We start from the raw sequence: 413 nt of genomic DNA on the forward strand, positions 1-413 counted from the left end.
ATCTCAACTTCACACGTTGAGTACGACACACCAACTCGTCACTACGCACACGTAGATTGTCCTGGTCACGCCGATTATGTTAAAAACATGATCACTGGTGCTGCACAAATGGACGGCGCTATCTTAGTAGTAGCTGCGACTGATGGCCCAATGCCACAAACGCGTGAGCACATCCTTCTTTCTCGTCAGGTTGGCGTACCTTACATCATCGTATTCATGAACAAATGTGACATGGTTGATGACGAAGAGCTACTTGAGCTAGTAGAAATGGAAGTTCGTGAACTTCTTTCTGAGTACGATTTCCCAGGTGACGACTTACCACTAATTCAAGGTTCTGCACTTAAAGCACTTGAAGGCGAGAAGCAATGGGAAGACAAGATTGTAGAGCTTGCAGAAGCACTAGATTCTTACAT

The 413-nt window shown here is 45.3% G+C and carries 1 protein-coding gene; it reads left to right on the plus strand.

The genetic code is table 11. The features are described from left to right. Nucleotides 1–413 (plus strand): GTP-binding protein (locus tag RF53_RS19080; protein ID WP_039038582.1); only part of this gene is annotated, 413 nt, incomplete at both ends.

The sequence above is a fragment of the Pseudoalteromonas sp. ECSMB14103 genome (assembly GCF_000813065.1).
GTDB classification, from domain to species: domain Bacteria; phylum Pseudomonadota; class Gammaproteobacteria; order Enterobacterales; family Alteromonadaceae; genus Pseudoalteromonas; species Pseudoalteromonas marina.